Annotated in this window: 23 protein-coding genes; 9 read left to right on the forward strand and 14 right to left on the reverse strand. The window is 71.7% G+C overall.

What is annotated here, in order from left to right:
- Window positions 1-79: 79 nt before the first annotated feature.
- The 6 genes from ACFHWY_RS12540 to pdxH all read right to left on the reverse strand — a co-directional run bounded on the left by ACFHWY_RS12540 (window position 80) and on the right by pdxH (window position 5,012).
- Window positions 80-826, reverse strand: coding sequence for a DUF4230 domain-containing protein (locus ACFHWY_RS12540; RefSeq protein WP_416580339.1), 747 nt, complete (start codon window positions 824-826; stop codon window positions 80-82).
- A gap of 109 nt (window positions 827-935) precedes the next feature.
- Window positions 936-1,241 carry a type II toxin-antitoxin system VapB family antitoxin gene (locus ACFHWY_RS12545; RefSeq protein WP_416580340.1) on the reverse strand — a complete coding sequence of 102 codons (306 nt, stop codon included), beginning with the start codon at window positions 1,239-1,241 and terminating at the stop codon, window positions 936-938.
- Window positions 1,242-1,430: 189 nt separating this feature from the next.
- Window positions 1,431-2,033: a nitroreductase family protein gene (locus ACFHWY_RS12550; RefSeq protein ID WP_416580341.1), complete on the reverse strand. Its 603-nt coding sequence runs from the start codon at window positions 2,031-2,033 to the stop codon at window positions 1,431-1,433.
- Between the two features lie 48 nt (window positions 2,034-2,081).
- The gene (locus ACFHWY_RS12555) at window positions 2,082-3,011 is read right to left on the reverse strand and encodes an aldose 1-epimerase family protein (protein ID WP_416580342.1); all 930 of its coding nucleotides are present in this window, start codon (window positions 3,009-3,011) and stop codon (window positions 2,082-2,084) included.
- 55 nt (window positions 3,012-3,066) lie between these two features.
- On the reverse strand, window positions 3,067-4,362 hold the full coding sequence (locus ACFHWY_RS12560) for an MFS transporter (protein ID WP_416580343.1): 1,296 nt from the start codon (window positions 4,360-4,362) through the stop codon (window positions 3,067-3,069).
- Window positions 4,359-5,012 (reverse strand): pyridoxamine 5'-phosphate oxidase, encoded by a 654-nt coding sequence (pdxH, locus tag ACFHWY_RS12565; protein ID WP_416580344.1) that lies wholly within the window; start codon window positions 5,010-5,012, stop codon window positions 4,359-4,361. The genes ACFHWY_RS12560 and pdxH overlap by 4 nt, the downstream gene beginning before the upstream one ends.
- Window positions 5,013-5,266: 254 nt before the next feature.
- Here pdxH and ACFHWY_RS12570 point away from each other — a divergent pair, with 254 nt between their 5' ends.
- From ACFHWY_RS12570 to sepH, 3 genes are all read left to right on the forward strand, one after another.
- Window positions 5,267-6,373 (forward strand): citrate synthase 2, encoded by a 1,107-nt coding sequence (locus ACFHWY_RS12570; RefSeq protein WP_416580345.1) that lies wholly within the window; start codon window positions 5,267-5,269, stop codon window positions 6,371-6,373.
- 303 nt (window positions 6,374-6,676) lie between these two features.
- Window positions 6,677-7,804 (forward strand): phosphoserine transaminase, encoded by a 1,128-nt coding sequence (serC, locus tag ACFHWY_RS12575; protein ID WP_416580346.1) that lies wholly within the window; start codon window positions 6,677-6,679, stop codon window positions 7,802-7,804.
- Window positions 7,805-8,050: 246 nt separating this feature from the next.
- Window positions 8,051-9,130: a septation protein SepH gene (sepH, locus tag ACFHWY_RS12580; RefSeq protein WP_416580347.1), complete on the forward strand. Its 1,080-nt coding sequence runs from the start codon at window positions 8,051-8,053 to the stop codon at window positions 9,128-9,130.
- 69 nt (window positions 9,131-9,199) lie between these two features.
- Here sepH and ACFHWY_RS12585 read toward each other — a convergent pair whose 3' ends face one another.
- The 4 genes from ACFHWY_RS12585 to ACFHWY_RS12600 all read right to left on the reverse strand — a co-directional run bounded on the left by ACFHWY_RS12585 (window position 9,200) and on the right by ACFHWY_RS12600 (window position 13,221).
- Window positions 9,200-9,709, reverse strand: coding sequence for a hypothetical protein (locus tag ACFHWY_RS12585; protein ID WP_416580348.1), 510 nt, complete (start codon window positions 9,707-9,709; stop codon window positions 9,200-9,202).
- A 95-nt stretch (window positions 9,710-9,804) separates the two neighbouring features.
- Window positions 9,805-11,082, reverse strand: a complete 1,278-nt coding sequence (locus ACFHWY_RS12590) for an MFS transporter (protein ID WP_416580349.1) — start codon at window positions 11,080-11,082, stop codon at window positions 9,805-9,807.
- Window positions 11,083-11,161: 79 nt separating this feature from the next.
- Entirely contained in the window at window positions 11,162-11,611 is a 450-nt protein-coding gene (locus ACFHWY_RS12595; protein ID WP_416580350.1) for a MarR family winged helix-turn-helix transcriptional regulator, read from the reverse strand.
- A gap of 131 nt (window positions 11,612-11,742) precedes the next feature.
- Entirely contained in the window at window positions 11,743-13,221 is a 1,479-nt protein-coding gene (locus ACFHWY_RS12600; RefSeq protein WP_416580351.1) for an NCS2 family permease, read from the reverse strand.
- 132 nt (window positions 13,222-13,353) lie between these two features.
- On the opposite strand from ACFHWY_RS12600, the gene ACFHWY_RS12605 reads away from it, so the two are divergent.
- Window positions 13,354-13,554, forward strand: coding sequence for a DUF2530 domain-containing protein (locus tag ACFHWY_RS12605; RefSeq protein WP_416580483.1), 201 nt, complete (start codon window positions 13,354-13,356; stop codon window positions 13,552-13,554).
- A gap of 13 nt (window positions 13,555-13,567) precedes the next feature.
- On the opposite strand, the gene ACFHWY_RS12610 is transcribed toward ACFHWY_RS12605, so the two are convergent.
- Complete coding sequence (locus ACFHWY_RS12610) at window positions 13,568-14,404, reverse strand: DUF3027 domain-containing protein (RefSeq protein ID WP_416580352.1); 837 nt, start codon at window positions 14,402-14,404, stop codon at window positions 13,568-13,570.
- Window positions 14,405-14,491: 87 nt separating this feature from the next.
- Here ACFHWY_RS12610 and ACFHWY_RS12615 point away from each other — a divergent pair, with 87 nt between their 5' ends.
- From ACFHWY_RS12615 to ACFHWY_RS12625, 3 genes are read left to right on the forward strand one after another with little or no spacing between them, the layout of a single operon-like run.
- The gene (locus tag ACFHWY_RS12615; protein WP_416580353.1) at window positions 14,492-16,153 is read left to right on the forward strand and encodes an MFS transporter; all 1,662 of its coding nucleotides are present in this window, start codon (window positions 14,492-14,494) and stop codon (window positions 16,151-16,153) included.
- Entirely contained in the window at window positions 16,150-16,800 is a 651-nt protein-coding gene (locus ACFHWY_RS12620) for a futalosine hydrolase (protein ID WP_416580354.1), read from the forward strand. The genes ACFHWY_RS12615 and ACFHWY_RS12620 overlap by 4 nt, the downstream gene beginning before the upstream one ends.
- Before the next feature lie 46 nt (window positions 16,801-16,846).
- A complete protein-coding gene (locus ACFHWY_RS12625; RefSeq protein WP_416580355.1) occupies window positions 16,847-17,695 on the forward strand; it encodes a 1,4-dihydroxy-6-naphthoate synthase in 849 nt (282 codons plus the stop codon).
- Here the strand turns inward: ACFHWY_RS12625 and ACFHWY_RS12630 are convergent.
- Together ACFHWY_RS12630 and ACFHWY_RS12635 are read right to left on the reverse strand one after the other, a co-directional pair.
- Window positions 17,656-18,042: a cold-shock protein gene (locus tag ACFHWY_RS12630; RefSeq protein ID WP_416580356.1), complete on the reverse strand. Its 387-nt coding sequence runs from the start codon at window positions 18,040-18,042 to the stop codon at window positions 17,656-17,658. The genes ACFHWY_RS12625 and ACFHWY_RS12630 overlap by 40 nt on opposite strands.
- Window positions 18,043-18,070: 28 nt before the next feature.
- Entirely contained in the window at window positions 18,071-18,703 is a 633-nt protein-coding gene (locus ACFHWY_RS12635; protein WP_416580357.1) for an HAD family hydrolase, read from the reverse strand.
- A gap of 83 nt (window positions 18,704-18,786) precedes the next feature.
- Here ACFHWY_RS12635 and ACFHWY_RS12640 point away from each other — a divergent pair, with 83 nt between their 5' ends.
- Entirely contained in the window at window positions 18,787-21,261 is a 2,475-nt protein-coding gene (locus ACFHWY_RS12640) for a helicase-associated domain-containing protein (RefSeq protein ID WP_416580358.1), read from the forward strand.
- 7 nt (window positions 21,262-21,268) lie between these two features.
- Here the strand turns inward: ACFHWY_RS12640 and ACFHWY_RS12645 are convergent, their stop codons facing one another.
- Complete coding sequence (locus ACFHWY_RS12645; RefSeq protein WP_416580359.1) at window positions 21,269-21,508, reverse strand: hypothetical protein; 240 nt, start codon at window positions 21,506-21,508, stop codon at window positions 21,269-21,271.
- A 459-nt stretch (window positions 21,509-21,967) separates the two neighbouring features.
- Here ACFHWY_RS12645 and ACFHWY_RS12650 point away from each other — a divergent pair, with 459 nt between their 5' ends.
- Complete coding sequence (locus tag ACFHWY_RS12650; RefSeq protein ID WP_416580360.1) at window positions 21,968-23,647, forward strand: DNA repair helicase XPB; 1,680 nt, start codon at window positions 21,968-21,970, stop codon at window positions 23,645-23,647.
- The last annotated feature ends 21 nt before the right edge of the window (window positions 23,648-23,668 follow it).

Genomic DNA, 23,668 nt, shown 5'->3' on the forward strand with positions numbered 1-23,668 from the left:
TCCGGTGGCGGGCGTCCGGTGGCGGGCGTCCGGTGGCGGGCGTCCGGTGGCGGGCGTCCGGTGGCGGGCGTCCGGCCGGTCAGGGTGCGATGTAGGTGACGGTGACCTGCTCGAAGCCGAGCGAGCGGAGCAGCCCCTCCAACATCTTGCGGGTGTTCTCCTCGGCCCGCGCGGCCAGCCCGCTGTCCCGGGCTGCGGCGGTGATCCGGTCCTCGGCCAGGCGGTATACCTCCTGCTGCCGGTTCGGATCGCCGTTGATCAGCTCACCGACGCGATTGAGCAGGCCACGCTCCTCCGCGAAGACGTAGCTCTTGTCCAGGTCAAGGTTGGTCTCGGCCAACTGTGGCGCCGGAAGCCTAATCTCGACCGACCTGCCGTCGGCCGACTGCACGATCGCCCCCTCGGCGAGGGTCCCGAAGTCGACGTACGCCTCGACGCTGCCCGCCCCGACGAACAAGGTCCGCTGGTTGAGCAGCCAGTCCGGCACGTGCCGCCGGTCGTTCTCCAGGTCGACCACGACCTGGAAGTTGCCCTCGGCGGCCACGTAGCGGCTCAGATCCTGCATCGATTCGAGCAGCGCGGGCTGACTGCGGTCGGTCTGCTCCTTCGTGAACGGGTTCCGGAACTCGGGCAGGATCCCGGTGGTCTGCACGCCGAGCAGCACCACCACCACGAGCGCTGCGGCCCCGAGCACCCAGAGCAGCGCACGGGCCGCGCCGCTACCCTGCGGCGGCGGCTCCGCCGGAGCGTCCGACCGATCTGTCAGCACCTCGCCCTGCTCGGCAAACCTGCTGGTGGGCTCGTTGATGTCGCCGTCGCGTGCCATCGCCCTCACCGTCCTCGCAAGACGCGTTGTCTGTTGATGACGGTAAGCCCAACGTACGACAGCCGCTCGCCGAGCAGCACGCTTCCCGGATCCAGCAGGCCGACCGAGGTCACGCGAAGGCTTCGGTGAAAACGAAGACCCGGGCGTGGATCTGGTTGCGCTGTTGCAGCGCAGCCCGAAGTGCCCGGTGCAGGCCGTCCTCCAGGAAGAGGCCGCCGTTCCACTGCACCACGTGCGGGAACAGGTCTCCGTAGAAAGTGGAGTCCTCGGCGAGCAGTTTGTCCAGCGCCAGCTCGCGCTTGGTGGTGATGAGCTGATCCAGCCGCAGCGGGCGGGGCGGGATCTCCGCCCACTGCTTGAGGGTCAGGTTGTGTTCCGGATAGGGACGTCCGTCCCGGACCGCTCTGAAGATCACGACGGCACGCTCCCCTCCCCCAGGCCGGGGCGAACCACGACGCCGGACCGGGCCGCGGCACGGCACCGCGACCTGCGGCGCCGATGACCGTGCCAGCGTAGCCGGACTCCGCACCCCACGTTCTGCTCCCTGATGCCAGTTTCGCCATCAGTCGTCCGGTTTCCAACCGGACGAACCCACCGGTTCGGGTCAGCTCCACCGCCCGCGCCGGACAACCTCCTCCACCGAACGGCGGCCACGACGCAGCGATGGTGACCGGTGGTCGGGAGCCCGGTAACCGATAGTGATCGCACCGATAGGGTGGAACGCCTCCGGCACGCCGAACGCCGCACGGTAGGCATCCAACCGCTGCGGTGGGATGCCGAAGAAGCACGAGCCAAGGCCCTCGTCCACCGCGGTCAGCATCATCAGCAGCGCGGCGAAGCCGGTGTCGACGTACCAGTAGGGGACCGGCCAGCGCTCCGTCGAGCGGTCCGCCCAGCCCTTGTCCGGCTCCGCGTAGCGTTCCAGGTAGACCGAGCGGTTGGCGTGCGGCACCACGATCACCGGAGCCCGCCGCATCCCGGCCAGCCAGCGCCCCGTCCCGCCGCCCTCCGGCGTGCTGGCCGACCAGAAGCGATCCCGGTCGGCCGGCTCCTCCAGCACCAGGAAACCCCAGCCCTGCGAGAATCCGGCCGACGGTGCCCGCACCGCGTGCTCCAGCAGCAACTCCACCACCTCCGGTGGCACCGGGCGGTCCGGGTCGTAGTTGCGTACCATCCGGCGCCGCCGGACGACCTCCGCGAACTCCACCTTGCTGCTCCCTACTCGACCGGCCGCCCGGCCGAGGGCACTCCTCGGTCAACTGCCGGGCCGGATGCCCCAGCCACCGCGCCAGGTGTCGCCCGGGGCCAGGGTGATCACGTCGCGGCCGGAGCGGAACGCGTCCGGCGGGCAGGTCATCGGCTCCACCGCCACCGACCGACGGAACCGCTCACCGGTCAGCGTGTCCCCGGTGAAGACCTGCCACCAGCCGAACTGGTCATCGGCCCAGACCCGCAGGGCGCTCGACCCGTCCGGCCCGGCGAGAGTCACCTCGGAGCCGCCGGCGGCGTCCCGCGTCACCTGCCCGAAGGCGATGTCCAGCACCGCCTCGCCGATGCGGCGCGCCCCGGTGTAGTCGTACTCGGTGCCGGCGACCTCCGTCGCGCCCACCGGCAGCAGCCGGCCGTCCAGCAGCAGCCGTGTCCTACCCGGTACCCGCAGCGCGATGTCCTCCACCGCCACCCCCGGCAACCGGAGGTACGGATGCACGGAGAAACCGAACGGCGCCTTCCCGGTACCGACGTTGGTCACCTCGTGCTCGCCGCGCAGCCCGTCGGGCCCCACGCTCCACCGGGTACGCAGCCGCAACGGCCACGGGTACCCGGGCTGTGGCGGCAGGTCGTAGCCGACGGTGACCTCGTCCGGCCGCTGCTCGATCAGCTGCCACGACACCCAGTTCACCAAACCGTGGATGGCGTTGTGCCGATCCGGCTCGGTCAGATGGAGCTGCCTCGACTGCCCGTCGAAGGTGTACACGCCGTCGCGGATCCGGTTCGGCCAGGGCGCCAGCACCTGCCCGGCCGAGCCGGGGCACACCTCGTCGGTGGCGTACCCGTCGAGGTGCTCGACCCCGTCCTGACGGTAGGCGCGGAGTCCGCCACCCACCTCGACGATGACCGCCTCGTGACCGGCGGCCGAAATGCTCCACTGCGTCCCGGAAAGGAGACGCGGATCGCGGCTGTCCATGTCGCCAGACCCTAGCCCTCAGGACCGCGCCGCGCTCGTCGTGGTCCGGCGCGCATCAGGCGCGCTGCCCGCCCGCCGTGGGCGACGGGCGGTAACGCACCAGCGCCGGGAAGGCCACTGCGAGCAGCACCGCCAGCACCGCCGCTGCGAGGCCACCGCCGACCCAGGCCACTCCGCTGCCGAAACCGGCCGCCATCGTGCCCGCCCGCAGGTCGCCCAGGCGTGGCCCGCCGGCCACCACGACGGTGTTGACGCCCTGGAGCCGGCCACGCATTCGGTCCGGCGCGTAGACGATCAGCAACGACTGCCGGACCACCGAGCTGACCAGGTCGGCGGCCCCGGCGAGCACCAGCAACACGACGACCAGCCAGAACTGCCGGGCCAGTCCCGCCAACGCCACCGCGAGGCCCCAACCGACGACGGAGAGCACCAGCACCAATCCCTGCCGCCGCACCCGTCCGATCCAACCGGAGAGCAGCCCGGCGAGCAGCGAACCGATCGCGATGGAGCTGTAGAGCCAACCCACCGCCGCGCCGCCGCCGAACCGCTCGACGGCGACCTCGGGAAAGAGCGCGCGGGGGAAGGCGAACACCATGGCGATCAGGTCGATGGCGAAGGAGAGCAGCAGCACCGGGCTGCCGGCCAGGTAGCGGACCCCGTCGACGACGCTGCGCAGCCCGGCCTGCCGGGGTTTGCCGTCCGGGTCGGATTCGGGAGGCATCGCCGGCAGCCGCAGCGCCGCCCAGACCAGGGCGGCGAGCAGTGTGGCGTCGACGGCGTACGCGACCGGCAGCGCCACCCCGAGCTCCCAGATCGCCAGGATCAGGCCGGCGGCCAGCGGCCCGAGCACGGCGGTGGCCATCGCGGTGGTGAAGTTCAACGTCGTCGCGGCCGGCACCAGTTCGGCCGGTACCAGCCGCCCGACCAGCGCCGCGCGCGCCGGCCCGGCGATCGCGAACGAGACCGCACTCAGCGCCACCAGGCCGAGCAGCAGCAACGGACTACCGACTCCCAGCAGCGCCTGCGCCAGCAACCCCAGCACGGCGAGCCAGAGCAGCGCCGAACCGCCCAGTAGCACCCGCCGCCGGTCGAGGGCGTCGGCGACCGCCCCGCCCCACAGACCGAAGATCAACAGCGGCACGAAGGCGGCCACCCCGAGCAGCCCGACCCAGAACGAGTCCTGGGTCAACGCGTAGATCTCCACCGGCACCGCGACGGCCGTGAACTGGAAACCGAACATCGCGATGGCGTTACCGACCCACAACCGCCGGTACGCCGGAACCCGCAACGGGCGCAGATCGATCGCCCAGCGACGCTGCCCGCGCGGCCGGTTCGCCTCGCTGACGGTCACGGTGCCAGCCGCTCCAAGATCCAGCCGTCGCCGGCCCGGCGGAAGCGCAGCCGGTCGTGCAACCGGCTGACCCTGCCCTGCCAGAACTCGACCGACTCGGGCCGTACCCGCAACCCACCCCAGTTCGACGGGGCGGGGATCGGGTCGACGTCGGCGAACCGCTCCGCCGCCGCCCGGTAGGCGGCGTCCAGGGCAGCCCGGTCCGGCAGCACCGACGACTGGGCGCTGGCCCAAGCGCCGAGCTGCGAACCGCGCGGCCGGCTGGCGAAGTACGCCTCGGTCACCGCCCGGTCCACCCGCTCCACCCGGCCGGCGACGATCACCTGCCGCTGTACCGGGAACCAGGGAAAGACCAGGCTGGCGTACGGGTTGGCGATCACCTCGGCACCCTTGCGGGAGTCGTGGTTGGTGTAACAGACAAAACCCTCCGGGTCATACCCCTTGAGCAGCACGGTCCGCGCGCTCGGCCGCCCGGCGGCGTCGGCGGTGCCGAACACCATGGCGTTCGGTTCGGGCAGCCCGGCGGCCGTCACTTCCGCGAACCACCGGTCGAACTGGGTGTGCCAGTCAGCGGCCAGGTCGGCCTCCGCCAGACCGGACCCGGCGGCGTACTCGTGCCGCATCCCAGCCGGCGGCGGTGTGTCCCCCATCACGTTCCCGCTCCTCCCCCGTCGAACCGCCGCGCGCCCGACGACCAGCCCGTCCGGCCCAGTCTTGTCGACCGTAAGCGGGGACCGGCAACCGGGATGTCGCCAGCAGCACATCCCCAGCCGCTCGCGCACCCGGGCACCAGCAGGCAAGATGTCACGAACACATCCCTGAGGGTCGCCTAAGGCGCTCACCCGGCCGGGGCCGGGGCATCGAGCCCGGGCGGGCGCACCGACCACACACCAGGAGTAGTGAGATGGCCGATTTCAAACCCGGACTTGAGGGCGTCGTAGCCTTCGAAACCGAGATCGCCGAGCCCGACCGCGAGGGTGGTGCGCTTCGCTATCGCGGGGTGGACATCGAGGACCTGATCGGCCAGGTCTCCTTCGGCAACGTGTGGGCGCTGCTGGTCGACGGCCGATTCGGCCCCGGCCTGCCGCCCGCCGAGCCGTTCCCGGTGCCGGTGCACTCCGGTGACATTCGGGTCGACGTGCAGTCCGCCGTCGCCATGCTCGCCCCATACTGGGGTTTGCAGCAGTTGCTGGACATCTCCGACGGGCAGACCCGCGAGGACCTCGCCCGGGTCTCGGTGACCGCACTCTCCTTCGTCGCCCAGTCCGCCCGTGGCCTCGGCCTGCCGGCGGTGCCGCAGAAGGAGATCGACAAGGCGGAGACAGTCGTCGAACGCTTCATGAAGCGTTGGCGGGGTGAGCCGGATCCACGGCACGTCAAGGCCGTCGACGCGTACTTCATCTCGGCCGCCGAGCACGGCCTGAACGCGTCCACCTTCACCGCCCGGATCGTCGCCTCCACCGGCGCGGACGCGGCAGCTTGCATCTCCTCGGGTATCGGGGCGCTGTCCGGTCCCCTGCACGGCGGCGCACCATCGCGGGTGCTGAGCATGCTGGAGTCTGTCGAGCGCAGCGGCGACGCGGAAAGCTACGTCAAGGGTGTGCTCGACCGGGGCGAGCGACTGATGGGCTTCGGCCACCGGGTCTACCGGGCCGAGGACCCGCGCGCCCGGGTGCTTCGCCGCACCGCCAAGGAGCTGGGTGCCCCGCGCTTCGAGGTGGCCGAGGCACTGGAGAAGGCGGCGCTCGCCGAGTTGCAGGCACGCCGCCCCGACCGGGTACTCGCCACCAACGTCGAGTTCTGGTCCGCTGTGGTGCTCGACTTCGCCGAGGTGCCGGCACACATGTTCACCTCCATGTTCACCTGTGCCCGGATGGGCGGTTGGAGCGCCCACATCCTGGAGCAGAAGAAGCTCCAGCGGCTGGTTCGCCCCTCGGCCCGCTACGTCGGCCCCTCGCCACGCAAGCCGCACGAGGTCGACGGCTGGGAGGCCGTTCCCCACGACGTCTGAGGAGTAAGGAAGGGCCCTTCTCAACGCCTGGCGTACAGGAGGGGCCCCTTCTCAACATCCACCCTTCTTCAGCCGTACCGCCACGCTCGGCGGGTGGGCGTGCGGGTGGGCTGTGGCGGACGCCTCACGGTTCGGGGCGGGACCAGCGCCCGGACCGGCGGGACTGGTGCGAGGATGAAGGCCGGCAGCGCTGCCGGACGGGCTCCGACCCGGTTCCGCCGTGTGATCGCGCACGCGCCCCCGCCGGTACACGCCCCACCCGCTCACCAGGGCCTCGACCCACGCGGAAGGATCTTGAAAACCGTGGCTGACGCACCGACCATCCGGATACCCGACGAGATCAAGCCCGCCGACGGCCGATTCGGCTGCGGGCCGTCCAAGGTCCGTCCGGCGGCGGTATCCGCGCTCGCCGAGGTGGCGACCAGCTTCCTGGGCACCTCCCACCGGCAGCAGACCGTCCGCGACCAGGTGGCCCGGCTGCGTACCGGTATCGCCCAGTTCTTCTCCCTGCCCGAGGGCTACGAGGTGGTCATCGGCAACGGTGGCACCACCGCGTTCTGGGAGGTCGCGACCTTCGGCCTGGTACGCGAGCAGGCCCAGTTCGCCAGCTTCGGCGAGTTCGGGGCGAAGTTCGCCAAGGCCGTCAAGGACGCGCCCTTCCTCGGCGAGCCCACGGTCCGCAAGGCCGACGCGGGCAGCGCACCGGCCCTGGTCGCCGAGGCGGGCGTGGACGTCTACGCCACCCCGCACAACGAGACCTCGACCGGCGTGGCGGTGCCGATCACGCGGGTGGCCGGCGCCGACCCGGGCTCGCTGCTGCTGGTCGACGCCACCTCCGGCGCGGGCGGGTTGGAGGTCAACGTCGGCGAGACCGACGTGTACTACTTCGCCCCGCAGAAGTGCTTTGGCTCCGACGGTGGCCTCTGGCTGGCCCTGATGTCGCCGGCCGCGCTGGAGCGGGCCGCCGATGTGAAGACCTCCGGTCGGTACATCCCGGCGTTCCTCGACCTGGTCACCGCGATCGACAACTCGCGGCTGGAGCAGACCTACAACACTCCGGCGCTGGCCACCATCTTCCTCGCCGCGGAGCAGACCGACTGGATGAACTCCCAGGGCGGCCTGGCCTGGGCAGCGAAGCGCACGGCCGAGAGCGCCGCGATCGTGTACGGCTGGGCCGAGCGCTCGTCCTTCACGACCCCGTTCGTCACCGACCCGGCGTTGCGCTCCAATGTGGTCGCCACCATCGACTTCGCCGACGGGGTGGACGCCGCGGCGGTCGCCAAGGCGTTGCGCGCCAACGGCATCGTGGACACCGAGCCGTACCGCAAGCTGGGTCGCAACCAACTGAGGGTGGCGCTCTTCCCGGCCGTCGACCCGACCGACGTCGAGGCGCTGACCGCCTCCATCGACTACCTCGTCGAGCGACTGTAGGACGGTGCCGTGGGCCCGTCGACCCGCGAGGTCGCCGGGCCCACGCATACCTGGGTGCAGCGCCTCCGGCGGCCCGTGACGCCTGATTCTTCGCACAGCGCCGCACAGCTGCGAATCGCGCTGCTCGGCACGACTTGCCTGGGCGTGGCGTCTCCCCCCTGGCCCCGGATGGGCGTACCGTGGTACGCAACGCCCGGGTGGCCGGCTCGTGGCGAACGGCCAGCGAAGCGGGACGGAGGCAACGCGATGCGCCCAGTACGCTTCGTCGCCCTCTCCGAGGACGGCCAGGCCCTGGTGCTCGCCGACGAGGTCGGGCGACTGCTTGCCCTACCCATTGACGAGCGCGTCGCCGAGGTGCTGCACGCGGAGCCGGGTGCGCCCACGCTCAGCGTGGCGCCGACCGTTGTCGACGCGGTGCCGTCACTGTCCCCTCGGGACATCCAGGCACGGATCCGCTCCGGCGAGTCCGCCGAGGATGTGGCCCGCATCGCCGGCGTGCCGGTCGACCGGGTGCTCCGCTACGCCGGTCCGGTGCTCCAGGAACGAGCGATGCTCGCCCAGCACGCCCGGCGTACCCGACTCAAGGGCGCCGAGAAGCCCACCCCGCTGGCCGAGGTGGTCAACGGTCGGCTTGCCCAACACGGGATCGACACGGAGAAGATCTCCTGGGATGCGTGGCGCCGCGACGACGGCACCTGGCGCATCGCCGCCACCTGGCCGTCCGGCAAGGCCACTGCCCAGGCGGTCTGGGATCTGGACAAGACCCGGCAGTCCGTCGCGCCGCACGACGACATGGCGCAGTACCTGTGCGCCGAGCGTCCGACGCCGATCCTCGGTCAGGAGCCGGCACCGGAACGGGGCGGGCACGGGCTGCCCGGCCCGTCGCGCGGCGAGCCGAGCCGGGGCGGGCACGGGCTACCCGCGCCCGCCGAGCCGGGCCGGTCGGGTCGCGACCCGATCCGCGCCGGTCGGGACGCCCTGCTGGCCTCGCTCGACCGACCGCTCGGCGCCAACTCGGGCCGGGGCCTCGAACCCCGCTCGCCGGCCGCGCGAGCGGGGCAGGACGTGTCTCGGCAGCGGGCCGTCGGCGGCGGGGCGGCGGCGCTGCTCGGCGGCGGTCAGGGATCAGCCTTCGACGACGACGCGGACGCGCCCAAGGAGATCCCGGCCGTGCCTTCGCTGGCGGTGCTGCGGCCCCGCAGGACGAACGCGCCGGCCGGCGGCACCACCGAGTCCACCGATGCCAGCGGCAGGCCCCGTAAGCGCCTGCCGAGCTGGGACGATGTCCTCTTCGGCACCGGCCCGGCGGCCCGCGAGTCCTCCTGACCGACCAACCGGACGTTTGTCCCGGCGGGTGGATCGCGGTGAAGAGTCGCGCCTGCCCCAGGATGGCAGTCAGGGGTGCCGCTCAGTCTGTCCGGGGCGGGCCGCTGGCAGCCGCAGGCCGGCGGCGTCCAACTCAGCCTCGATCCGTACCCGTTCGATCTGCCGATCGATCCCGGCCAGCTCGCCGAGATGCTCGGGGATGCCCAGCGCCTGGCAGGCCAGCCGGAGCCGACCGTCGTACGCGTCGAGCCCGCCGCTGTGCCACACCACCGCGGGTCCGGTGCCGCCGCCCCGGTCTCGGCGCAGGCAGCGCAGGTCGGCGGCGATCTGTTCCAGGGGACGCCGGTCGACTCGGTCGAGGGCGTCGAGATCGGTCCGGCTCGCGACCTGGTCCGCGTCGACCGCCTGGTCCAACCGGGCGATCAGGCGCTGCTCCCGACGCCGGTCCCGCCACTCGACGTATCCGCACGTCAGCCGGTCGGCAATCTCGTCGGCGCAGACCACGAGCGCGATCAGGACCGGCAGGGCGACCACGGCGGCCAGCGCCAGGGCTAGCAGCAGTAACCGTAGGACCTCCACATACCGAAGCTATGCCGACACCGGGCGTCACGGAACCGTTTTCCGCATCCACGGAGCGACGGCGTGGACCCACGCGCCACCGCACCCACACCCGCTCACACCTCGGTGACGTAGAAGCGGGGCATCGGCAGGACCCGGAACCGCAGTCGGGCCCCGGTCCGGCGCAGTTGCCAGGCCAGCGCGAGCAACGCGGTGGTCAGGGAGAGCAGGCCACCAGCCCAGATGCTGGCGCCGGCACCGAAGGTCTCCGCGATCCAGCCGATGATCGGCGCGCCGACCGGATTGGTACCCAGGAACACCAGCACCCACAGCGCCATCACCCGCCCCCGGAAGGCCGCATCGGTACCGAGTTGGACCCGCTGGTTGGCCGCCTGGGCGAAATAGACCGTGCAGAAGCCGGTCGGGGGCAGCAGAACCAGCACCATCCAGTACTCGGGCGCGAGCCCGACGAGCGTGCCGAAGGCGGCGCAGGCGATCGCGGCACCGAGCACGAGCCAGACCGAGGGGCGGCTGCGCCGCCCGGTCCCGGCCAGCGCGCCGACCAGCGCGCCAGCGGCCAGAGTCGTGCTGAACAGGCCGAACGAGGCTGCGCCGGTGTTGAACACGGTCTTGGCCAGGGCTGCCAGGGTGAGCTGGAAGTTGAACAGCGACATCCCGATGACCGACATCACCACCATGGGCAGCAGCAGGTCGGGGCGGCGGCCGACATAGCGCAGCCCGTCGAGCACGGTCGCCGCGGCCCGCTCGTCGCGTGGCGGCAGGGGCTCGCGGTGCAGTTCGGCCGGACGCATCTGGATCACGGTGATCAGGGGCCCGATCGAACTGAGCGCGGTGACCATGAAGACCGGCCCGACGTCGACCAGGGCGATGGCGAGGCCCGCGACGGCCGGGCCGACGATGCGGGCCGAGTTGAACACGGCAGCGTTGAGCGAGAGCGCGTTGGGCAGCAGCGGCGTGCCAACCAGCTCGGAGACGAACGCCTGCCGCACCGGGGTCTCCACCGCGTTGGCCACGCCGAGCAGGGCGGCGAAGACGAACACGTGCCAGAGCTGAACCAGTCCGGTGAGCACGAGCACACTCATCGCCAGCGACAGCACGGTCCAGAACGCGTTGGCGACGAAGAGGAGCATCCGCTTGTCGTACCGGTCGGCGAGCCGACCGGAGAGCAGGGTGAGCAGCAGGACGGGGGTGAACTGGAGAGCCACGACCACACCGAGAGCGGTGGCCGAGTCATCGGAGAGTTCGAGGACCAGCCAGTCCTGCGCGATGAACATCATCCAGACACCGATCAGTTTGACCAGTTGCCCGGATGCGAAGAGCCGGTAGTTGCGGACCTGTAGGGACTGGAACATCGTGCTGAGCCTCACGTGCACGCTTGGTGCGCCTCCTCGCGGTCGTACGCGTCGTCAACGACGGACGGCACGGCGCGGGGCGCACCAGGTGTGCGCTGCGTCAAGCTCGGGAGAGTCGCTGGAGAATCTCCGCGGCGTGGTGCAAGATCCCCCGGTCGGCATCGCTCAGCTCGGTCAGCCGGCGGGCCAGCCACTCGTCCCGGACCCGCTCGAACTGGTCGAGCACGGCCCGGCCCCCGTCTGTCGTCGCGAGGATGACCTGCCGGCCGTCGGTCGGGTGCGGGGTCCGCTGCACGAGGCCGCGTTCCTCCAGCTTCGCGACGATCCTGGTCATCGTCGGTGGCTGTACCCGTTCGACGTCGGCGAGCTCTCGCGGCGTGAGCGCGCCCGCCAGCCGGAGGCTGGTGAGCGCGGACAACTGGGTGACCGTGAGGTCACCGACCGGTCGGGCCTGTCGGACTCGCCGGTTCAGCCGGGTGATCGCATCACGCAGCTGAAGGGCCAGCTGCGCCGGTGGCATGCTCTGAGCCGTCACCGTCCGCTCCGTCACGATAGTTAGCCTAACTAAATAGCTGACCGAGCCGCAGCGGATATGACCATGCTCACCCCAGCGTTCCCCCTGCCCCGGCCGGGAACACGCACCGCCTGACGCGGCTCACAGGCCCCGGCCCGGGGCAGGCGTCAGAAGAGCAGCGCCTCGATCGGACCGCGCAGAAAGTACACCACGAACAGACTCGCCACCGCGTACAGCAGCGGGTGAATCTCCCGGGACTTGCCCTTGGCCAGCTTCACCACCACGTACACGATCAGGCCGGCGCCGATCCCGTTGGAGATCGAGTAGGTGAAGGGCATCAGCACGATCGTGAGGAAGGCGGGAATGGCGATCTCGTAGTCGGACCAGTCGATGGTACGCACCGCGGTCATCATCAGGAACCCGACCACCACCAGCGCGACGGACGCCGCCTCGAACGGCACCACCACCACCAGCGGCGCCAGGAACATGGCCAGCAGGAACAGCCCGCCGGTGACCAGGTTCGCCACCCCGGTCCGGGCGCCCTCCGCGACACCGGCGGCACTCTCGATGTACGACGTGTTGCTGGAGACGCTGGCCGCACCACCGCTGGCCGCGGCGATCGAGTCCACCAGCAGGATCTCCCGGGTGCGCGGCGGGGTGCCCTGCTCGTCGAGCATGCCGCCCTCCTGACCGACGGCCACCATCGTGCCCATCGTGTCGAAGAAGTCGGTGATCAGCAGGGTGAAGATGAACATCAGCACGACCAGCCAGCTGGCCCGCTCCCACGAGCCGAGCACGTCGAACTCGCCGAGCAGCGACAGGTCCGGCACGTCGAACGGGTTGCTCGGCAGCGTCGGGACGTTGAGCGACCAGCCCTTCGGGTTGGGCTCGCCGTCGACGAAGGACGGCCCGATGTTGCCAACCGCTTCCACCACCATCGCCAGCCCGGTGGAGGCCAGGATACCGATCAGGATGGCGCCTTTCACCCGGCGAACCACCAGCACCAGGGTCACCAGCAGACCCACCACGAAGACCAGCATCGGCCAGCTCACCAGCTTGCCGCCGATGCCGAGACCGACCGGGACGGTGGTGTTCGCGTCGTCCGGGATCCGCCGTACGAAGCCGGCGTCCACCAGACCGATGATGGTGAGGAACAGGCCGATGCCGACACCGATCGCCGTCTTCATCTGGGTCGGCACCGAACGGAACACGGCGGTACGCAGCCCGGTCAACACCAGCACCGCGATGATCAACCCCTCGATCACCACCAAGCCCATCGCGTCGGCCCAGGTCATCTCCGGCGCGATCTCGTACGCCACCAGGGCGTTCACGCCCAGACCGGCGGCGACGGCCAGCGGGAACCGGCCGACCACACCCATCAGGATGGTCATCAGGCCGGCGATCAGGGCGGTCGCCGCCGCGATCGCCGGGATCGGCAGGGAGTTGCCGTCACCGTCGACGGCGCCACCGAGAATGAGTGGGTTGAGCACCACGATGTACGCCATCGTGAAGAAGGTGGCCAGCCCACCGCGAACCTCCCGGCTCAGCGTCGAGCCTCGGGCCGAGATCTCGAAGTACCGGTCGAAGCCGTTGCGCGGCCGGCTGGAGTCGGGTGGGATGCCGTTGTCGGGCGGCGCTACTGCCATCAGGAACCTCACAGCAGATCATCGGGTTGACGCGCGCATCGTCGCAGATGAGCGACCGGGCGCAAAAGCGTGGTCGCGTATCCTGGCCGGGTGCCGACGCAGCAACCCCGCCCCGAGCCGCTAGACCCGCCGATGGTGCCTTTCGCGCTCGCCGGCATGGCGGCCTGGGCGGTTGCCGGGCTCGTGCTGCTGCTGTTGCGCGACCGGCTGGTCGCCACCGGTCATGAGAACTGGCTCTGGATCTGCCTGGCCGGCTTTCTGTGGGGCTTCCCCGGTCTGGCGGTGATGATGCGGCACGACGTCAACCGGCGTCGCCGTCGTGCCACGGGTTGAGTGACCGCAGCGCTCAGGAGTGACCGTACGGCTCCGCCGGCTCGCCCGCCTCGATCGAACCGGGCGCGCGGCCGACCGGCATCGGCTCCATCGCGCTGTCGTCGTAGACGGTCGGCATCTCCTCCACCGCCGTCTCAGCCTCCACCAACGTCTCGGAGTGGGCGCCGCAGCCATGGTCGACGGTCACCACCCGACCGTCGTCGGGGGCGTAGAAGTTGCCGCAGACACCGAAGCACTGCCGCAGTTTGCCCGCGAGAGGCAGGTAGAAACCGCAGGTGCCGCAGCGGGCGGCGGTCGGCGCGGCGGTCGAGATCGGCGCCGATGGACCGTGGTCGCCGTCGTACCAGCGCTGGGCCGTCTCGACGCGCCCTTCCCGCGACATCACCCGAGGCCGGCCGAGCCCCAACTCCCAGGCGATCTCCTCGACGGCCGGGTCGTCGGACTGCAGGTAGCCGGGCTGCAGACGCTCGTCGTCCGCCGGCGTCGGCAGCAGGTCGCCCGGGCCGAGGTCACCCGGCTTGAGACGTTCCTGCCATGGCAGCCAGCCCGGCGCGAGCAGCGCGTCCGGCCCGGGCAGCAGCACGGTCTCACAGATCGTCACGGTGCGGCTACGCGAAACCCGGGTGACGGTGACGGCCCACCGCCAGCCGCGGTAGCCCGCCAATCGACAGTCGAAGTAGTGGGTGACGGTTCTGTCACCTTCGGCGATCACCTGAAGGTGACCGCCGACGTCGTCGGCGCCCACTTCGGTGATGCCGGTGCGCGCCACCTCGACGGCGGCGGCGCAGACCTGGTCGAGACGAAGGGCGCGGGCGGAGGCGGGCCTGGTCACCCAACCATTGTCCCCCATCGGTGCGGTCGGGTGTGAGGCACTCCCCAGAGGTGTTCTGCGGGAGTGGCGCGGCATCTGTCGGGCCGATGGTTCAGGATGGTTCCCATGCCGCTGTCCTCCCGCTCCGAGCGGTCCCTCCTCGGGCGGACCGTCGGCACCGGCATCCGCGCCGTTCGGCTGCTGCTACGCGGCTCGTTCAGCGGGGGGCGCTGGGTGACCAGCGGCGCCGCTCGGGCCCGCGCCCGGGGCGCTGGCGGCGAAGCCGGCATGGTCCGCCTGTTCGACCTGCACGCGGTTTCCTGCGCCGGCGACACGCTGATCGCCATCGGCCTGGCCGGGACGATCTTCTTCAACGTGCCGCTCGGCGAGGCCCGGAGCAAGGTGGCGCTCTACCTGTTGGTGACCATGGTGCCGTTCGCCATGCTCGCCCCAGTGGTCGGGCCTCTCCTCGACCACTTCCGGCACGGCCGCCGGTACGCCCTGGCCACCACCATGCTGGGACGGGCGTTTCTGGCCTGGATGATCTCCGATTACATCCACGGCTTCGGTCTCTATCCGGCAGCCTTCGGCGTGCTGGCGCTGTCCCGGGCGTACGGCGTGGCCCGTTCCGCGGCCGTACCCCGGTTGCTGCCGGAAGGACTCGGCCTGTCCCAAGTCGGGGCGAGAGCCAGCGTGTACGGCACGGTCGCCGGGGCCCTGGTCGCCCCGATCGGCCTGGCCGCGTTCTGGTTCGGACCGCAGTGGCCACTGCGGGTCGCCTCGGTCATCTTCCTGGTCGGCATGGTCGTCTCCCTTCGACTCCCACCGAAGGCCGACTCCGAACCACCGGAACGGGTGCCGCGACCGCTCCGGGCGCTACGGCGGGGCACCGGCGAGCGACCGCTGGGCCGGGGACGCCCGACCGGCCGGTTGGTGATCTCGAACCTGATCGGGGCGGCCACGCTGCGCGCGGTTTACGGCTTCCTGCTGCTGTTCCTGGCGTTCACGATCAAGGCCGGCGACCTGACCACGGTGGTGTTCGGACGTGACCTGGGTGACGAGGGAGCACTCGCCCTGGTGGGCGGGGCACTGGCCATCGGCACCTTCCTGGCCACCGCGATCGGTACCCGGCTGCGAATCCATCGGCCGGCCGCCCTCCAGTCCAGCGGCATGGTCATCGTCGCCGGCGTGGCTGTGCTCACCGTGCTGAGTTTCTCCCTGCCGATGGTCGCGCTGCTCTGCCTGGTCGCGGCCATGATGAGCGGTATCGCCAAGCTCGCCGTCGACGCCTCGATCCAGGAGCGCATCCCGGAACGACTGCGGGCCAGTTCGTTCGCCCACTCTGAGACGGCGCTGGTGCTCGCCTTCGTGGCCGGTGGCGGCCTGGGACTCGTGCCCTTCGACGGCCGGGTCGGCATCGCCGTCGCCGCCGGTGTCGGCACGCTGGCCGCCGCCCGCGCGCTGGTGATGGCCCGGCGGCTGCGGTCCGAGCGGCTGCGCGGAAGGCCGCTGACCGACGACGAGCGCGCCGCCGAGGAAAGGGCCGCCGCCGAACGCGCCGACGAGGAGAGGGTCACCGAAGAACGGTCCGCCGAAAAGCGGGCCACCCGGGATCGGGAGTCCGCCGAGGCCGCGCCCGTCTCGCCGGCACCCGTCCAGGGCGGATCGGGCACCGAGGAGCCCGGCCTGGCACCGCCCGGATTCCACATCTACCGCCCGTCGTCGGCGGTCAGCGGGTCCGGCGGCGACGACGAGACGCGGCGCAGCTCACCGGGCTCGATGAAGTGACCGGGCTGCTCGTGGTCACCGCGGTCCCCGCCGAGGCGGAGGCAATCCGGGCCGGCCTCGCCGACCCGACGGTGGCGGTGCTGCCGGTGGGGGTGGGCCCGGCCGTCGCCGGTGCGGCGACGGCCCGGTCACTGGCGCTCGCCGAGATGGCCGGCCGCCCGTACCGGGGGGTGGTCAGCGCGGGCGTCGCCGGCGGTTTCGTGGGCCGGGTGGCGGTCGGAGGCATCGTGCTCGGCACCCATGCGGTCGCCGCCGACCTGGGCGCCGGATCCCCCGACGGCTTCATTCCTGTCGATGAGCTGGGCATGCCACCCGAACTTCTCGGCTGCGGCACCGCCGTCACCGTCGACTCCACCCTCCTGGCCGCCCTGCGCGCCGCGCTACCGGACGCCATCGTCGGGTCCGTCCTGACCGTGAGCACCGTCACCGGCACCACCGCCAGCACGGACGCGCTCAGCCGACGCCACCCGCACGCGGTGGCCGAGGCGATGGAGGGGTACGGCGTGGCCGTCGCCGCCAGCCACGCCGGCCTGCCCTTCGCCGAACTACGCGCCATCTCGAACCCGATCGGTCCGCGCGACCGCAGCGCGTGGCGGATCCGCGACGCCCTCGCCGCCCTCACCGTCGCCGCCTCCGCCCTGCGTTGACCGTCAGCAGCGCCGGGGCAGAGCAGGGCGGGGTTACGGTGGGGGCGTGGCGCTCTCGCTGGCGATCTCGCCCTGTCCCAACGACACGTTCGTCTTCCACGCTTTGGTGCACGGGCAGGTGCCCGGCGCGCCGCCGGTCGAGGTGACGTACGCCGACGTCGACATCACCAACACCGCCGCCGAACGGGGCGCGTTCGACCTGGTGAAGGTCAGTTATGCGGCGCTGCCGTGGCTGTTGGGCGACTACCACCTGCTGCCCTGTGGGGGTGCGCTGGGGCGGGGATGCGGGCCGTTGGTGCTCACCCGCTCCGACCGTGACGGCGGGCCCGACCGTGCTGACCTGACCGGCGCCACGGTCGCGGTGCCCGGGGACCGGACCACGGCCTACCTGCTCTTCCGGCTCTGGGCCGCCGGCCGGGCTCCGCAGCGCATCGAGGTGGTGCCGTTCCACGAGATCATGCCAGCCGTCGCCGCCGGACGGTACGACGCCGGGTTGGTGATCCACGAGGCGCGGTTCACCTATCCACGGCACGGCCTTACCGCCCTGGTCGACCTGGGCGAATGGTGGGAGGCGGACACCGGGCTGCCGATCCCGCTCGGTGCCATCCTGGCTCGCCGCGGCGCGGTCGATCCGCAACGGGCCGCCGACTGGATCCGGGACTCCGTCCGCCGGGCCTGGGCCGACCCGGCGGCCAGCCGGCCGTACGTGCTGGCGCACGCCCAGGAGATGGAGCCCGACGTGGTGGACCGGCACATCGGCCTCTACGTCAACGAATTCACCGCCGACCTGGGGGCAGCGGGATTCGGTGCCGTCGAGGCGCTGCTCGGCCGGGCCGCCGACGCCGGCTTCGTACCTCAGACTTCCAGTTCGCGGGCGACCGCGTGGACCAACTGAGCGATCTTCTGCGCGCTCTTGCGGTCCGGGAAACGGCCCCGGCGCAGGTCCGGCTGGACCTTTGCCTCCAGCACCTTGATCATGTCTTCGACCAGACCGTGCAGCTCCTCCGCCGGCCGGCGGCGCAGCTCCGCCACGGACGGCGGAGCGTCCAGGAGCTTCACCCCCATCGCCTGCGCGCCCCGCCGGCTGTCGACCACACTGAAGTCGACCCGCTGGCCGCCCTTGAGGTCGGTGACATCCGCCGGCAGCGCGCCCTTCGGCAGGAACACGTCGCCACCCTCGTCACTGGTGACGAATCCGTATCCCTTGGTGGCGTCGTACCACTTCACTCGACCCGTAGGCACGTGAGAACCCCTGCTTCGCTTGAGCCGTCTACTGCTTCAAGGCTAGCCGGATCATGCCGTCGAGCGCCGCCGGGAATCCGGTGAGATCTGTCAGCACCGTCGCCGCGCCGGCCGCCCCCAGGTCGTCGGCCGTACACGGGCCCGTCGTCACTCCGATCCCTGGCACCTGTGCCGCCTGGGCGGCGACCATGTCCGCGACGTGATCACCGACATAGTGGGTGGCAGCGTGCTCTCGCAGCGCCGCCGCCTTCTCCTCGGCGAACAGGTCGCCGGTCAACTCGTCCACCACCAGGCCCAAATGGTCCAGATGGAGCCGGGCCAGCCGGGCCAGCTTGGAGGTGACCACGAGCACCCGGCCGCCCCGCTCCCGCACGGCTTCGAGCGCCTCCCTGGCGCCGGGCAGGGGCACGGTCGGCGTGATCGCGTACGCGGGATACAGCTCGCGGAAGACGCGGACCCCCTCGTCGACCTGCGCGGGTGGAAACCAGTGGGCGATCTCGGTACGCAGCGGCGGGCCCAGCCGGGACACGGCCACGTCGGCGTCGACGGGCACTCCGGTCAGCTCGGTCAACGCGCGATAAGCCGCGGCGATGCCGGGACGCGAGTCGACCAGGGTCATGTCGAGATCGAATCCGACCGTCAGTGCACCCGTTGCAAGCATCCTGCGAAGCTACCCGGCTGCCTGGACCGACAGGGACGTCCCACGGGCGCAAGTGGCCCCGGCCGGGCTAGCGTGGAACGACAATGAGCACCTCACTCGCCGATCACCTGCGGTCGCTGCCCGACGACTCCCTCGCCGCGCTGCTCCAACTGCGGCCCGACCTCGTCGTGCCGGTCCCCGCCGACGTCGACGCCCTCGCCATCCGGGCCCAGTCCCGCGTCTCGGTGTCGTGCGCCCTCGACGAGCTGGACCAGTTCACCATCCAGATCATGGACGCGGCCCGACTGACCCGGGACCGGGCCGACGGCACCACCTCGGCCGACGTGGTCCTCGCGATGGCCACCGCCGGCCCGCGCCCACCCGCGCCGACCGCTGTCCGCGCGGCCGTCGACCGGCTGCGCGCCCGTTTCCTGCTCTACGGCCCGGAGGATGCCCTGCGACTCGTCGGCGGCATCGACGAGATCTCACCGTACCCGGCGGGCCTCGGCCGGCCAGCGGTCGAGTTGGACCCGCGGACGGCCGCGCTCTGCGCGGACCCGGCGAAGCTGCGGCGGACACTGCTGTCCGCGCCGCCCTCGGCCCGGGCGATCCTGGACCGGCTGGCGGCCGGTCCCCCGGTCGGGAGCGTGCCGCCCGGCGCGTTGCAGGCACCCGCGATCGGTGCCGACGTCGACCTGCCGCCGGACGACACCAACGGCGGCGCGTCGACCGGCTCGCCGATCCGCTGGCTGGTCGACCATCGCCTGCTGGTGCGGGTCGCCGGCGGCAAGGGCGGCACCAGCGGGATGGTGGAGTTGCCCCGCGAAATCGGGTTGCTGCTGCGGCGCGACACCGGGCCACTGGGCCCACTGAGCTCCAGCCCGCCACCGGTGGCGGCGACACCACGCGAGCCGAAGGCCGCCGACTCCGCCGGGGCCGGACAGACCATGGAGGTGGTACGCCACACCGAGGCGCTGCTGGAGCAGTTGGCCGCCGAACCTGCGCCGGTGCTGCGCTCGGGTGGCATCGGCGTACGTGACCTGCGCCGGTTGGCGCGCGCCACCGGGCTGGACGAGTCGACGGCGGCGCTGCTGCTGGAGGTGGCGTACGCGGCTGGGCTGACCGGCGAGGTGGAGTTGCCCGGTGCCGCCGGCCGGTACGGCGCCGAGCAGCAGGTGCTGCCGACCGCCGGGTACGAGATGTGGCGTGCCGGTTCGCTGGCCCAGCGCTGGGAGCAGTTGGCCCGAGCCTGGCTGACCATGACCCGCCAGGTGGGTCTGATCGGGCAACGCGACGACCGGGACCGCCCGATCACCGTGCTCTCCGCGGAGGCGGAACGGGCCGGCTCGCCGGCCGCCCGCCGGGCGGTGCTCGGGGTACTCGCCGATGTGGAACCGGCCACCGCGCCCAGCGCCGACGAGGTGCTGGCGCTGCTCGACTGGCGGGCACCCCGGCGCAGCCGTGGTCGGGAGGCGGCGCACCGGGAGATGCTCGCCGAGGCAGCCACGCTGGGGGTGACCGGGCTGGGTGCGCTCACCTCGTACGGGCGGCTGCTGGTGGCCGAGACGACGGCGGCCGAGGGCCGCGACGTGGACGACCCGCTGGGACTCCGGGCCGATGCCGAGGACGCCGAGGCCGGCACCGCCATCCGGGCGCTGGACACCCTGCTGCCGGCCCCGGTGGACCACTTCCTCGTCCAGGCCGACCTGACCGTGGTGGTGCCCGGACCTCCCGACCCGGCGCTCGCCGCCGAGTTGGGGATCCTCGCCGAGCCGGAGTCGGCCGGTGGGGCGAGCGTGCACCGGGTCACCCCGGGCAGCGTGCGCCGGGCGTTGGACGCCGGATACTCCGCCGACGACCTGCACGAGTTGTTGCGGCACCGGTCCCGCACCCCCGTACCGCAGGGGCTGACCTACCTGGTCGACGATGTGGCCCGCAAACACGGTGGGCTGCGTATCGGTTCCGCCGGGGCGTATCTGCGCAGCGACGACGAGGCGCTGCTGGCCGAGGTGCTGGCCGACCGGCGGGTGGAGACCCTGGCGTTGCGCCGGCTCGCTCCGACGGTGCTGGTCACGCCGTACCAGGCCGGCCGGCTGCTGTCCGTGCTGCGCGAGGCCGGTTACGTCCCCGTGGCCGAGGACGCCACCGGTTCGGCGGTGCTCAGCCGGCCGAAGGTCCGTCGGGCGCCGGCCCGGGTGTCGGTGGCCACCCGGACGATCGATGCGCTGGCCACCGCGCGCCTGCCGCTGCCGCGTCTGCTCGGCGTGGTGGAACAGATCCGCCGGGGTGACGCGGCGGCGCGGGCGGCCCGGCGGGCCCCGGCGGTGGTGCGGGGTACGACGCCGAGCGGGCCGGTGCCGGTGCACAGCCACGGGGAGGCCCTGGCCGTGCTCGCCCAGGCGGTACGCGACAAGGCGCTGGTCTGGGTGGGTTACGTCGACGCGCACGGGGCGACCGCGTCGAGGCTGGTGCGGCCGGTCTCGCTGGGCGCGGGCTACCTCCGCGCGGAGGACGAGCGTACCGAGATGCTGCACACCTTCGCGCTGCACCGGATCACCGCGGCGGTGCTGGAGAGGTGATCGCCGGTCAGCGTCGGCTGCGCCGCACCGACCCGATGATCGCCACGACCAGCAGCAGCCCGAACGCGGTGCCGAGGGCCTCGCCGACGGAGTCCACGAAGCCCTGTTGGAGCACCAGCCAGCCGAAGAGGAACCAGCCGAAGATCATCGACCCGACGACCGCGTACGCGACCACGATGGCGGTGGAGACCGGTTCGGTTGACCTTGCCTGTTCGCGCTTCGGGACCACTTCCTGATCGACGGTCATGCGCCCTCCCCGTACGGTCCGGCCCTCGACTCAAGGGTGTCACCCCGGACGGCTGCCGACCAGCACCACCGGTACCTAACCGGCCCAGTTGGTTCTCCGGCCTGGCGGTCGGTGTAACGACGGCGGGGTGCGGTGCGGGCCGCTCGCCCCCGTTGGCTGTCCGCGATGGCGGGAACGGCCCGCCTCCTGGCCGTCTGACCGCGGATCGAACACACCCGCACCGGCACCCACCCGGCGGGACGCCGCGAGGGCGGTGTGGCGGCCCGATCGCGACCTCGCCGGCCGCCGCCCTCGACAAGTCGTCCCCTAGAGCTAGACGTGTCGCGGTACCAGGTGGGTTGCGCGCGGTGAGCTCCTATTTGCCGTTCGGCTGTGCGTGCAACACTGGATGGTCGCCCTGAGGCAGGTCAGCTACCTGTCATGGTGAGGCGGATCAGCCGTACGAGGAGAGGATTCGGCGTGAGTGGTGGACCGCTAATCGTGCAGTCGGACAAAACCCTGCTGCTGGAGATCGACCACCCCGACTCGCAGGCATGCCGGATGGCCATCGCGCCCTTCGCCGAGTTGGAGCGCTCCCCCGAGCACGTGCACACGTACCGGTTGACCCCGCTGGGACTGTGGAACGCCCGGGCCGCCGGACACGACGCCGAGGGCGTGGTGGACGCCCTGCTCAAGTATTCCCGCTACCCGGTCCCGCACGCCCTGCTGGTGGACGTGGCCGAGACGATGGACCGGTACGGGCGACTCCAGCTCGCCGCCGACCCGGTGCACGGTCTGGTCCTGCGCGCCCTGGACCGGTTGGTGCTGATCGAGGTGGCCAAGAGCAAGAAGCTCGCCGGGATGCTCGGTAACCGGATCGACGACGACACCATCGCGGTGCACCCGTCCGAGCGGGGTCGACTCAAGCAGGCGCTGCTCAAGCTCGGCTGGCCGGCGGAGGACCTGGCCGGGTACGTGGACGGTGAGGCGCACCCGATCGAGCTGGCCGAGACCGGCAAGGCGGGCGGCAAGCCGTTCACGCTGCGGTCGTACCAGCGGGAGGCGGTGGAGGCGTTCTGGGCCGGCGGGTCCGGCGTGGTGGTGCTGCCCTGCGGGGCCGGCAAAACCCTGGTGGGCGCTGCGGCGATGGCCGAGGCGAAGGCGACCACGCTGATCCTGGTCACCAACACGGTCGCCGGCCGGCAGTGGAAGCGGGAGCTGATCGCCCGCACCTCACTGACCGAGGAGGAGATCGGCGAGTACTCGGGCGAGCGCAAGGAGATACGGCCGGTCACCATCGCCACGTACCAGGTGCTCACCTCGCGGCGCGGCGGCGTCTTCACCCATCTGGACCTGTTCGGCGCCCGCGACTGGGGCCTGGTCGTCTACGACGAGGTGCACCTGCTACCCGCGCCGATCTTCCGGTTCACCGCGGACCTGCAGGCCCGCCGCCGGCTCGGACTGACCGCCACCCTGGTCCGCGAGGACGGCCGGGAGGGCGACGTGTTCAGCCTGATCGGCCCGAAGCGGTACGACGCGCCGTGGAAGGACATTGAGTCGCAGGGCTGGATCGCCCCGGCCGAGTGCACCGAGGTCAGGGTCACCCTGACCGACACGGAGCGGATGTCGTACGCGACCGCCGAGGCCGAGGAGCGCTACCGGATGGCGGCCACCGCCCGCACCAAGCTGCCGGTGGTGCGGGCCCTGCTGGCCCGGCATCCGCAGGAGCAGACGCTGGTCATCGGCGCGTACATCGACCAACTCCACCAGTTGGGGGAGTATCTCGACGCGCCGATCGTGCAGGGTTCGACCACCAACAAGGAGCGCGAGCGGCTCTTCGACGCGTTCCGCTGCGGGGAGATCCGGACGCTGGTGATCTCCAAGGTCGGGAACTTCTCCATCGACCTGCCCGAGGCGGCGGTGGCGATCCAGGTCTCTGGCACCTTCGGCTCCCGCCAGGAGGAGGCGCAACGCCTGGGCCGGGTGCTCCGCCCGAAGGCCGACGGCCGGCAGGCGCACTTCTACACCGTCGTCTCCCGGGACACCATCGACACCGAGTACGCCGCGCACCGGCAGCGCTTCCTCGCCGAGCAGGGGTACGCGTACACCATCGTCGACGCCGACGACGTCCTCGGTCCACCCCTACCCACCGTCGACTGAGCCCCGCCACGCTTGGTCAAC

It is taken from the genome of Micromonospora sp. LOL_024, assembly GCF_048060415.1.
Classification (GTDB): Bacteria; Actinomycetota; Actinomycetes; order Mycobacteriales; family Micromonosporaceae; genus Micromonospora.

Excerpts from the sequence above, each read along its gene's own strand:
- ACFHWY_RS12640 (WP_416580358.1), top strand. The coding sequence starts at position 18,787 with ATGAGCACCTCACTCGCCGATCACCTGCGGTCGCTGCCCGACGACTCC.
- ACFHWY_RS12605 (WP_416580483.1), top strand. The coding sequence starts at position 13,354 with ATGGTGCCTTTCGCGCTCGCCGGCATGGCGGCCTGGGCGGTTGCCGGG.
- ACFHWY_RS12570 (WP_416580345.1), top strand. The coding sequence starts at position 5,267 with ATGGCCGATTTCAAACCCGGACTTGAGGGCGTCGTAGCCTTCGAAACC.
- ACFHWY_RS12635 (WP_416580357.1), bottom strand. The coding sequence starts at position 18,703 with ATGCTTGCAACGGGTGCACTGACGGTCGGATTCGATCTCGACATGACC.
- pdxH (WP_416580344.1), bottom strand. The coding sequence starts at position 5,012 with ATGGGGGACACACCGCCGCCGGCTGGGATGCGGCACGAGTACGCCGCC.
- sepH (WP_416580347.1), top strand. The coding sequence starts at position 8,051 with ATGCGCCCAGTACGCTTCGTCGCCCTCTCCGAGGACGGCCAGGCCCTG.
- ACFHWY_RS12555 (WP_416580342.1), bottom strand. The coding sequence starts at position 3,011 with ATGGACAGCCGCGATCCGCGTCTCCTTTCCGGGACGCAGTGGAGCATT.
- ACFHWY_RS12600 (WP_416580351.1), bottom strand. The coding sequence starts at position 13,221 with ATGGCAGTAGCGCCGCCCGACAACGGCATCCCACCCGACTCCAGCCGG.
- ACFHWY_RS12610 (WP_416580352.1), bottom strand. The coding sequence starts at position 14,404 with ATGGGGGACAATGGTTGGGTGACCAGGCCCGCCTCCGCCCGCGCCCTT.
- ACFHWY_RS12645 (WP_416580359.1), bottom strand. The coding sequence starts at position 21,508 with ATGACCGTCGATCAGGAAGTGGTCCCGAAGCGCGAACAGGCAAGGTCA.
- ACFHWY_RS12615 (WP_416580353.1), top strand. The coding sequence starts at position 14,492 with ATGCCGCTGTCCTCCCGCTCCGAGCGGTCCCTCCTCGGGCGGACCGTC.
- ACFHWY_RS12540 (WP_416580339.1), bottom strand. The coding sequence starts at position 826 with ATGGCACGCGACGGCGACATCAACGAGCCCACCAGCAGGTTTGCCGAG.